10 protein-coding genes are annotated in these 10484 nt (G+C 68.0%); 4 read left to right on the top strand and 6 right to left on the bottom strand.

What is annotated here, in order from left to right; all coding sequences use genetic code 11:
* Positions 1–221 precede the first annotated feature (221 nt).
* Both GF399_01425 and GF399_01420 read left to right on the top strand, forming a co-directional pair.
* The gene (locus tag GF399_01425; GenBank protein ID MBD3398975.1) at positions 222–821 is read left to right on the top strand and encodes a DUF296 domain-containing protein; all 600 of its coding nucleotides are present in this window, start codon (positions 222–224) and stop codon (positions 819–821) included.
* Between the two features lie 14 nt (positions 822–835).
* Positions 836–1303, top strand: coding sequence for a prepilin-type N-terminal cleavage/methylation domain-containing protein (locus tag GF399_01420; protein MBD3398974.1), 468 nt, complete (start codon positions 836–838; stop codon positions 1301–1303).
* Positions 1304–1636: 333 nt separating this feature from the next.
* On the opposite strand, the gene GF399_01415 is transcribed toward GF399_01420, so the two are convergent.
* The 6 genes from GF399_01415 to GF399_01390 form a co-directional block, all read right to left on the bottom strand.
* The gene (locus GF399_01415; GenBank protein MBD3398973.1) at positions 1637–2551 is read right to left on the bottom strand and encodes a hypothetical protein; all 915 of its coding nucleotides are present in this window, start codon (positions 2549–2551) and stop codon (positions 1637–1639) included.
* Positions 2552–2655: 104 nt separating this feature from the next.
* The gene (gene hslU / locus GF399_01410) at positions 2656–4044 is read right to left on the bottom strand and encodes an ATP-dependent protease ATPase subunit HslU (GenBank protein MBD3398972.1); all 1389 of its coding nucleotides are present in this window, start codon (positions 4042–4044) and stop codon (positions 2656–2658) included.
* A complete protein-coding gene (gene purE, locus GF399_01405) occupies positions 4037–4525 on the bottom strand; it encodes a 5-(carboxyamino)imidazole ribonucleotide mutase (GenBank protein MBD3398971.1) in 489 nt (162 codons plus the stop codon). The genes hslU and purE overlap by 8 nt, the downstream gene beginning before the upstream one ends.
* A 251-nt stretch (positions 4526–4776) precedes the next feature.
* Positions 4777–6087, bottom strand: coding sequence for a phosphoribosylamine--glycine ligase (gene purD / locus GF399_01400; GenBank protein MBD3398970.1), 1311 nt, complete (start codon positions 6085–6087; stop codon positions 4777–4779).
* Between the two features lie 35 nt (positions 6088–6122).
* Entirely contained in the window at positions 6123–7658 is a 1536-nt protein-coding gene (gene purH / locus GF399_01395; protein ID MBD3398969.1) for a bifunctional phosphoribosylaminoimidazolecarboxamide formyltransferase/IMP cyclohydrolase, read from the bottom strand.
* Between the two features lie 167 nt (positions 7659–7825).
* A complete protein-coding gene (locus GF399_01390; GenBank protein ID MBD3398968.1) occupies positions 7826–8185 on the bottom strand; it encodes a hypothetical protein in 360 nt (119 codons plus the stop codon).
* A gap of 249 nt (positions 8186–8434) precedes the next feature.
* Between GF399_01390 and GF399_01385 the strand changes: the two genes are divergently transcribed.
* Positions 8435–9193: a hypothetical protein gene (locus GF399_01385; GenBank protein ID MBD3398967.1), complete on the top strand. Its 759-nt coding sequence runs from the start codon at positions 8435–8437 to the stop codon at positions 9191–9193.
* Between the two features lie 74 nt (positions 9194–9267).
* A complete protein-coding gene (nadA, locus tag GF399_01380) occupies positions 9268–10224 on the top strand; it encodes a quinolinate synthase NadA (GenBank protein ID MBD3398966.1) in 957 nt (318 codons plus the stop codon).
* Positions 10225–10484 lie beyond the last annotated feature (260 nt).

Here is a 10484-nt window from a genome sequence, read left to right as displayed (position 1 = left end):
GTGCCAAGATGAACAAATAGCACATTGAGATACACTCTCATTGTGCCTTTTTACGATCAGACTATATGAATATTATCTTACCGTAAATCTACTCCTTGATCTTGTCCTCGATCTTGCGGTGCAGGGTGCGCAGGCCGCCGGCCGGCGCCTCGGCGGAGCGGGTGCGGTTGTCGTCGTTGGCGGCCGGGGTCTGGCGGACGGCCTCGCGCTCGATCTGCTCCATGGTCCAACCGACGGGGACGCGGATCTCGCCGGTGGAGGAGAGGCGCTCGACGCGGCCCTCGATCATCGGGGCGGGTCGGCGACGCTCCGCCCCCTCGCCGGGGACGGCGGCGGCGTGGTATCATTGGCTCATCAGTCAACGATCGCTTCGCTCGCAAACCGTGAGAGGAGAACCGATGGGCACCTATACCATGGACGAGGGTCGGCGGCTGCTGGTCCGCGTCCCCAAGGGCGTCGAGCTGGTGGGCTACATCGCCGAGCTGCTCAGGGAGCAGGACGTGCGCCAGGGCTTCATCTCGGGCATCGGCGCCCTGGCCGACGCCGCGGTCGGCTTCTACGACCAGCAAACCCACGATTATCACGAGCTGGAGCTGGCCGGCGGTCACGAGATCGTTAGCCTGCTGGGCAACATCTCCCTGCGCGACGGCGCGCCCCACGCCCATCTGCACGCCGCCCTGGCCGGTCACGACGGTAAGGTTATCGGCGGCCACCTGGCCCGGGGAACGGTCTTCCTGACCGAGCTGGTGATCGTCGAGTTCACCGGCCGGGAGCTGGAGCGGGTGCCCGACGAGCCCACGGGCCTGATCTGCTGGCCCTAATCCGGGAGTGAGCCGTGCAGCGAGTCGGCGACAGCCGCGGCTTCTCCCTGGTCGAGATGCTGATCGCCTCGGCGATCCTGCTGATCGGCGTGGCGGGAATCCTGCTCAGCCTGCCCAACGCCGAGCGTGGGGTGGCCGAGGGTTCGATGGCGGGGCGGGCGGCCCTCTACGCCGCGGAGCAACTCGAGCTGCTCGAGGCCCTGCCGCTGGAGGAGCTGCAGGACAACCGGCGGCTGGCCTGCTACGAGGACCGGCCCGAGGGGCTGTTCTGGCGCCGCTGGTGGGTGCTGGACGCCGGGTTGCGGCCCGAGCTCGAGGACCCCGACGAGCTGGCCGAGACCCTGGCCGAGTACGACCTGCAGCCCGGGGACCTGGACCTGCCGCGGGGCTTTCTGCGGCTCAAGGTGCGGCTGGACTGGACGCCGCCCCGGGGGCGGCCGCAGCGGCTGGAGGTCGGCGAGCTGCTGGACGCGGCGCGCTAAGGGCGCTCACTGGTGCTAACCGTCCCCTGTCGGGCGGGATGCCAATCCCGTCCGCGAGCCGCTATGGAGCACAGGCTCGTTAGCCTGTGGGAGCGGCCCGTCAGGACCGCTGATCGGTTCAGCATTTATCGGTTCAGCGTTGATCGGTTCAGTGTTGATGGACAAACGGTGGCGTCGCAGCCCCGTCCAGTGTGGCATTGTCAATCGTCCGTCAGCGGCCGCCGGTCATCCGGCGGGTTCCGGCAGGGGTCAGCATCGCTTACGGCGTTGTGGATGAAGAAACGGCGGCCGCTCGGCCGCCGTTCTGGCAGATCTGCCAAGCCGGGGACGGGCTCAGTCGCCGCCCTTCGAACCGCCGGATGAGCCGCCTTTCGAGCCGCCTTTCGAGCCGCCCGATGACCTGCGCGATGATCCGCCCTTCGAGCCGCCCCGGGAGGAACCGCTGCGGCTGCCGCTCTTGGAACCGCCGCTGCGGCGTCGTCCGCTGCGCCGTCCGCGCCGGCTGGAGAGTTTGACCGTCGGCCGGTCGACGTCTTCCTCGACGGCCAGCTCGAAGAAGGAGATGTAGAGTTCGTGGTACCAGGCGGCCTGGAGCTTGAGCTGGGAGTAGGTCAGCACCAGCGCCAGGAAGAAGATCACGGCCAGCTCGATGATCACCGGAGCGGCCAGGGCGGTCAGCGGGTTGACCAGGATGAAGATCAGCCGTCCGACGACGTAGAGCAGCAGCATGACGGCCAGGTTGGCGCGGATCTCGACCCCCAGACCCAGGCGTCCCAGGCGCTGGTGCAGGGGGGAATCGCTGCCGGCCAGGGCGGTCAGGCAGAGCTGGTCGTGGAAGTCGGGGATGGCGGTCTCGTAGCGGAAGTAGTTGCGGAAGGCGATCTTGAAGGTGTGGGTGAAGTTGCGATCGAAGCAGTAACCGGCGGCGTGGGCCAGGTGGGAGCGCAGGGCCTTGTCGCTGCGGCTGTCGCGTTCGAGGAAGTACTTGCCGGGATCGGAGCCGAAGATCAGCTTGACCAGCCCGCGGCCGAACAGCCGGCCCAGGCCGCCGAGGATCACCCCGAAGACCAGGGCGGCCACGACGAACAGCAGGGTCGAGACCAGCCAGCCGCCGGGCAGGTTGAGGCCGTCTTCGAAGATCAGCGGGTTGGTGGGGAAGAGGAAGCCGAAGATCACCAGGGCCAGACCCAGGGCGCCGGTGATGAAGATGATCAGCAACCGGGCCGGTGACAGGTGGTAGGTGTGCATGGAGGGGGATCCTTTCAGCGGCGGGGTCTCGCCCCGGCAAAGCGGTCCCGCTGCTGCTCGACCCGCCCGGGCGGGGAGCGGGGGCGGGACCGTCGGCGCGACGGTTAGAGGATGTAGCGCGAGAGGTCCTCGTCGGCGGCCAGGCCGGAGAGTTTTTCCTCGATGTACTCCGGCGTGATGACGAGCTTCTGGGCGTTGTCCAGATTGGCGGCCTCGAAGGAGACCTCTTCGAGCAGCGCTTCCATCACGGTATGCAGTCGGCGCGCGCCGATGTTCTGGGTGTGACGGTTGATGTAGGCGGCCGTCTCGGCCAGCTTGCGCACCGCCTCGTCGGTAAACTCGAGCTCCAGCTTCTCCGTGCCCAGTAGCTCCCGGTACTGACGCACCAGGGCGTTCTTGGGCTCGGTGAGGATGCGGACGAAGTCGTCGGCGCTCAGGTTGGTCAGCTTGACCCGGATGGGGAAGCGGCCCTGGAGCTCGGGCATCAGATCGGCGGGTTTCTTGTGGTGGAAGGCGCCGGCGGCGATGAACAGGATGTGATCGGTCTTGACCAGGCCGTGCTTGGTCTTGACCGTCGTGCCCTCGACCAGGGGCAGCAGGTCGCGCTGGACACCCTCGCGGGAGACATCGGGCCCGTGGGCCGAACCGCCGGCGACGACCTTGTCCAGCTCGTCGAGGAAAACGATCCCCGCGGTCTGGGTCCGCTCGAGGGCCTCGGACTTGACCTTCTCCTGGTCCATCAGGCGCTCGGCCTCCTGGCCCTCGAGGACCCGCCGGGCCTCGGCGACCTTGAGCCGCACGCGCTTGGATTTCTTGGGGAACATCCCCTCCATCATTTCGGAGAGGTCCATCCCCATCCCCTCCAGACCGGCGCCGGAGAAGACGTTGACCATCGGGTTGTCCCGGGTGGTCACCTTGACCTCGACCTCGCGGTCCTCCATCCGGCCGTCGCGGAGCATCGCCCGGATGCGCTCCCGGCTGCGCTCGTGATCGCGCAGCGACTGCTCATACTGCTCGCGCTGCTCCGGGGTGGCTCCGGCCGAGGGCTTGCCCGGCGGGCTGGGCAGCAGCAGGTCGACGAGGCGCTCCTCGGCGCGGACGACGGCCTCGGCGGCCACCCGCTCGCGCTCCTCCTCGCGTACCATATTGAGCGCGATCTCGGTCAGGTCGCGGATGATGCTCTCCACGTCCCGGCCGACGTAACCGACCTCGGTGAACTTCGAGGCCTCGACCTTGCTGAAGGGGGCGCGAACCAGCTTGGCCAACCGGCGGGCGATCTCCGTCTTGCCGACGCCGGTGGGGCCGATGAGGATGATGTTCTTGGGGTTGACCTCTTCGGCCAGCTCCGCGGTGAGCTGAAGGCGGCGCCAGCGGTTGCGCACCGCCACGGCCACGGCGCGCTTGGCGTCGTCCTGGCCGACGATGTAGCGGTCCAACTCGGCGACGATCCGCCGCGGGGTCAGCTCGTCGACGCTGTAGGAGTCCTCACTCATCGCCCAGGCCCAGCTCGGCGCGCAGCTCGGCGTCGGTCCGTTCGACCTTGGCGCGCTGGGCGGCGCGGTGGTCCTCCAGGGCCGCGGTCAGCTTTTCATCGCCCACGGCCAGGATCTGCACCGCCGACAGGGCGGCGTTCTTGGCCCCCGCCTTGCCCACGGCGAAGACGCCGACGGGGATGCCGCCGGGCATCTGCACGCTGGACAACAGGGCGTCCAGGCCGCCCAGATTGCCCGATTCCAGCGGCACGGCCAGGACGGGACGCACGGTGTGGGCGGCGACGACGCCGGCCAGGTGGGCGGCCATTCCGGCGCCGCAGATGAAAACCCGCACCCCGTTCTTCGCGGAGCGCTCGACGAAGTCGGCGGTCTCGTGCGGGGTGCGGTGGGCGGAGAGGATGCGGGCGGTGTAGGGGACGGCGAATTCATCGAGCACGGCGAAGGCGCGCTCCATCACCGGCTTGTCCGAGGCCGAGCCCATCAGCACGGCCACCAGGGGTCCGTTGGCATCGTTGGCACTCACGGTGGTTATCTCGCCTTTCGGATAGGGTTCGCTGTTTGTCGATGTGTTCGCTCGCCGGCGGCCGCCGGCTTGGTCCGGCGCGGTTGACGATCCGGGCCGCCGGAACCGGCACGGTTTTTGCAACTCGGCGACCGTTGGAGCGACGGCAAACTTTCGCCTCCGCAAAAACCGTGCCGGTTCCGGCGGGGCGGGTTTGGGCGCTGGTGTGGTTATCTGCGTTTGCGGCCGCCGGCGGGTTTGCCGTTGCCGTTGGCCCGTTCCAGTTCGCGCCAGGCGATGTCCCGTCGCAGGTAGCGGCCGTCGAAGGTGATCTTCTCGGCGCGGCTGTAGGCGTTGTGGGCGGCGGCGCGGATGGTGGCGCCCATGCCGGTCACGCCGAGAACGCGCCCGCCCGAGGTGACCAGTTGGCCTTCCCTGACCGTGGTGCCGGCCTGGAAGACGACGCTGGCCAGGTCGTCGGCGCCCAGCCCGCTGATGGCTTTGCCCTTCTCGTAGTTACCGGGGTAGCCCTCGCTGGCCAGGATGACGCAGACGGCTTTCTTGGCGGTCAGGTTGACCCGATCGACGGGCAGGTAGCCGGTGGCGCTGGCGTAGAGGAGCATCATCAGGTCGTCGGCGACGCGGGGCACGATGACCTGGGTCTCGGGGTCGCCGAAGCGGCAGTTGAACTCGACGACCTTGGGGCCCTGGTCGGTGAGCATCAGACCGCAGTAGAGCATCCCGCTGTAGGGGTTGCCTTCCTCGTCGAGGGCCTGGAGCACGGGTTGGACGATGGTCGACATCACCCGGTCGATCATGGCTTTGTTCATCACCGAGGTCGGGGAGCAGGCGCCCATCCCGCCGGTGTTGGGTCCGTTGTCGCCCTCGCCGATGCGCTTGTAGTCCTGGGCGCCGCCGAGGATGGTGGTGCCGCCGTTACCGTCGGCCAGGACGAAGAGGGAGACCTCCTCGCCCTCCATGAACTCCTCGATGACCACGGTGCGTCCGGCGCGGCCGAAGGCGCCTTGGTGCAGCATGGCGTTGAGGGCCTTTTCGAGTTTGGCCGGGGTTTCGCAGATCAGGGCGCCCTTGCCGCCGGCCAGGCCGTCGGCCTTGACCACCAGGGGCAGGCGGTGATTGGAGGCGTAGCGCCAGGCGGCGTTGAAGTCGTCGAAGACGCCGAAGGCCGCCGTGGGGATGTTGCGCGAGACCATCAGCTCTTTGGCGTAGGATTTGCTGGATTCGAGGCGGGCCGCGGCGCGGCTGGGTCCGAAGATGACCAGGTTCTGGCGCTTGAACTCGTCGACGATGCCGTGGGCCAGGGGGATCTCCGGGCCGACGATGGTCAGGTCGATGCCCGCGCCCTTGGCGAAGTCGGCCAGGGTGCCGATCTCGTCGCCGGGCAGGGGCGGGATCTCGGCGATGCGGGCGATCCCGGCGTTGCCCGGATAGGCGTAGAGCTTGGTCAGGCGCGGGGAACGGGAGATTCCCCAGGCCAGGGCGTGCTCGCGACCTCCACTGCCGACGATCAGGACGCGCACTGCATTCTCCGTTGGGGTTGGGTTACGTTGGCGGATTAATGGCGGAAGTGGCGGGTACCGGTGAAGAGCATGGCGATACCGGCTTTGTCGGCGGCATCGATCACACCCGGGTCGCCCTTGGAGCCGCCGGGCTGGATGACCGCCGCCACTCCGGCGTCGGTCAGGGTGGTCAGGCCGTCGGGCATGGGGAAGAAGGCGTCGGAGGCCCCCACGGCGCCGACGGTTCGGTCGCCGGCCTTGCGCACGGCGATGATCGAGGCGTCGACCCGGCTGACCTGTCCCGCGCCCACACCGACCAGCCAGCGGGCGCCGTCGTCCTCGATCCGGGCCAGGACGACGGCGTTGGACTTGACGTGCTTGACGGCCTTCCAGGCGAAGCACAGGGCCGCCCGCTGCTTGTCGTCGGGCTCGATTTCGGTGACCGGGCGTTCCTCGGCGGCGTCGACGTCGTCGGTGGTCTGCAGCAGCAGCCCCCCGGGGATGAAGCGCCCTTGGAGACCGCTCTCGGGTCGGGGTTCGCCCAGGGCCAGCAGGCGGCGGTTCTTCTTCTTGCTCAACCGTTCCAGGACGCCGGGGGCGAAGCTCGGTGCCGCGACGCATTCGACGAAGCGGGTCTTGTGGATGCGCTCGGCGGTGGCCGGGTCGAGTTCGCGGTTGACGGCGATGATCGAGCCGAAGGCCGACAGCGGATCCCCGGCCAGGGCCAGCTCGTAGGCCCGCTCGAGGGTCTCGGCGACGGCCAGACCGCAGGGGTTGGTGTGCTTGACGACGACGGCGGCGGGCTCGTCGAAGTCGCAGACGGCGGCCCAAGCGGCGGCCAGGTCCCAGTAGTTGTTGAAACTGAGCTGCTTGCCCGACAGCGGTTTCGCCGTCGCCAGGGTGCCGTCGTCGCCCTCGATCGTATACAGGGCCGCTCTCTGGTGCGGGTTCTCGCCGTAGCGCAGCTCGCGCAGCCGGTGCCCGACGGTAATATAAGTCTCGGGCGGGCCGTCCTCGTCGTCCAGGTAGGCGGCGATGGCCGCGTCGTAGGCCGCGGTGTGGGCGAAGGCCTTGGCGGCCAGCTCGCGCCGGGTCTTCAGAGTCACGCCGCCCGCGGCGATCTCGGCGGCCACGCGTTCGTAATCCGCCGGATCGCAGAGGCAGACGACGTGGGCGAAGTTCTTGGCCGCGGCGCGTAGCAGGGCCACCCCGCCGATGTCGATCTGCTCGACGGCCTCGGCCGTCTCCGCCCCGCCGGCCACGGTTCGGCGGAAGGGGTAGAGGTTGACCACCAACAGGTCGATCTCGACGGCGCCCAGGCGTTCCAGGTCGGCGGCGTCTTCGGTGCTGCGCCGGGAGAGCAGGCCGCCGTGGACCCGGGGGTGCAGACTCTTGACACGCCCGCCCAGCACCTCGGGGGAGCCGGTGTAGTCGCTGACCCGGCGGACGGTGACGCCGCCCTCCTCCAGCAGCCGGGCCGTGCCCCCCGTGGAGAGCACCTCGAGGGGGGGGAGATCGGAGAAGAAGGCGGCCAGGTCGGTCTTGTCGGCGCAGGAGGCCAGGGCGGTGCGGGGGCTCAGACGATCGGTCATCGATTCACCTTGATTCACCTTCGACGGCGGAGTAATCGGAGCGGTATTGTATCATAAATGCGTGTTATTGCCCAGCCCGGCGCAGCCTCGGGAGCGGTCGGTGTTGGAGGATCCCTGCGGGAGACGCCGATTCTACGTCGCCCGGCGTCCCGCGGCGGCGATGCGGCTCATTCGTCACCGTCGTCGTCTTTATCGCGCAGCACCAAGTCGGCGCGTTCACCATCACCGTAATGCACCGGTGCGGAGTCGTCGGAATCGACGGGATCGCCGCGCAGGCGCTGGCGGCGGCGTACCATGGCGTCGGCCAGCAGGCGGTAGATCGGCGAGAGCAGCACGGCGTTGAAGATCACGAACAGGCCGAAGAGGATGATGAAGCCAATCTCACCGCCGCTGAAGCCCGAGTTGACGCCGCGGAAGACGGCGTAGGCCACGCCGAGGGCCCCCATCACCAGGAAGGCCCAGTAGGAGGCCCGGCCCCGGGCCCGTTCCCGTCGGCGATAAACCTCGTATTCCTCGCGTTTGCTCATCGTCGCTCCTCGGTTTGAAAGACCGCCGCGCCCTTCGGCGAGGCAACGGCTTTCATAATAGGCCCCGTTTTGCGAACTGTCAAGCAAACCCGCCGTCACGCTTGTTAACCCTGGAGCGTTGTTATACCATTAAGGAGCAACCAGTTAACGTCACCCCCCTCGTCCCGTGCCGATTCCGTCGCCCGTCGCTGTGCGGCGGCTGCCGACGGCGGGGGTCTCCGCCTCACCCAGGCCCAAGGAGGCTTTTCGATGCGCAAGGTTCTGTTCGTCCTGCTGGCCGTCGCCCTGACCGCCGGCGCCGTCGATCTAGTCCCGCTGGAGAGCGGCCAGTGGGCGGCTTACGCTACCGACAACGGTGCGATGGTCTTTGCGATCATCGAGCTTCCCGGCTCGGACTATCTGTGGTTCCAGCTCGAGACCGAGACCCCCGAGGGCGACGTCGTGGTCCAAATGGCCTTCAACGACGCCGGTGTGGCCTTCATGGAGGACAGCTTCAGCGAGATGCTCAGCGACCCCGACTCCGCCCGGGAGAACTACCGCGGCCTCGAGGACAGCCTCGACGAGTTCACCGAGTACACCGAGGAGCTGCGCCTGGCGATGACCGAGCCGGCCTCGGGCGAGACCTATTATCTCTCGATGAGCAAGGAGCTGTTCCAGCAGTTCGGCCAGATGGGCGCCGCGACGATGTCACCGGAACAGCAGAGCCGGATCGAGGAATCGATGACCGGACTGGAATGGGAGAGCGGCGTGGCCTACACCGCCGCCGGTCACAGCTTCGACTGCCTGCGGATGATCACCGACATCTCCGAGACCTACTACTCCGCCGAGGTGCCGATCACCGGGATGGTCTACATGCACTCCGATCCCGTCGACGGTTCGCCCGAGGGCGAGATGGAGCTGACCGGCTTCGGCCGCAGCGGCGCCGAGAACGCCGCCGCCGGCCTGGGCGAACCCGTACCCTTCGAGGTTTTCATGCAGGGGATGATGGGCGAATCGGGCGGTTACTAACCATCCGACGACCGACAACACGGGGGGAGGTCGTTGAGGGCCTCCCCCCGACCGTTCAACCACCGAGGTGAGCGATGCCGACCGACCCAGGGCTTGACTCCGAGCTGATCGACGAGATAAGCAAACTCAAAAACCGCCGCGGGGCCGTGATCATGGCCCACAACTACCAGCTGCCCGAGATCCAGGCCGTCGCCGACCACACCGGCGACTCCCTCGGCCTGGCGCGCCTGGCCGCCGCAACGCAGGCCCGGACGATCGTGCTCTGCGGCGTCAGCTTCATGGCCGAAACCGCGGCGATCATCTGTCCGGACAAGACCGTCCTGCTGCCCGAACCCGACGCCGGCTGCCCCCTGGCCGACATGCTCGGCACCGAAGACGTCCGCGAGGCCCGACAGCGCTTTCCCGGCCTCTACGTCATCAGCTACGTCAACTCCAGCGCCGCCGTCAAAGCCGAATCCGACATCTGCTGCACCAGCTCCAACGGCGTCGAGGTCCTGCGCCGCGCCCCCGCCGAGCGCCCCGTGCTCTTCTGCCCCGACCGCCACCTGGGCGAGTACGCCGCCCGCAGCCTCGGCCGGGACTATGCCCTCTATCCGCGAGAGGCCCCGGTGATGCTCTGGCCCGGCTTCTGCCCCACCCACCATCGAGTTACCGTCGCCGACATCCGCGCCGCCCGCCAAGCCCACCCCCGGGCAAAGGTCATGGTCCACCCCGAGTGCGACATCGCCGTCATCGAGGCCGCCGACGTCGCCGCCTCGACCGGCGGCATGCTCGAGTATCCCGACTCCGTCGAGGCCGCCGAGTTCATCGTCGGCACCGAGATCGGTATGCTGACCCCCCTCGAAAAGCGCTACCCCGACCGCGTCTTCCACCCCCTGGCCCCGCAGAAGACCGTCTGCTTCAACATGAAGCGCAACACCCTGGCGAGCCTGCGCCGCGTCCTGCACGACGAACAGCCCGTCGTCGAGGTCCCCGCCGCCGTCGCCGAGCGCGCCCGCGGGGCCCTCGAACGCATGCTGGCCGTAGGCTAGACGAGGTGAACCATGGCTTTGTTCCGTAAGGAAACGGAGCGCCGCCGGACGGCCGCTCCCAGACACCGCTTTTTCTAAAGCTCGGTTGGCCGCGGTCTCCGGTTCAGCGACGGCGCCGGACTCCTTGCGTTGATTCGGCGGCGGGGTTCTTCTTCACGGGCTGTTGCTATTGTGTAGCATGGAGGACCAGCTTAAGCAGGCGGAATTCGGACCGATCGAGCGGGCAGGAACGGAGCACCTCAGCGGCCCTTACTTATTTT

The sequence above is a fragment of the Candidatus Coatesbacteria bacterium genome (assembly GCA_014728225.1).
Lineage (GTDB): Bacteria > RBG-13-66-14 > RBG-13-66-14 > RBG-13-66-14 > RBG-13-66-14 > WJLX01.
This window is presented reverse-complemented; position numbering and strand designations above follow the sequence as displayed.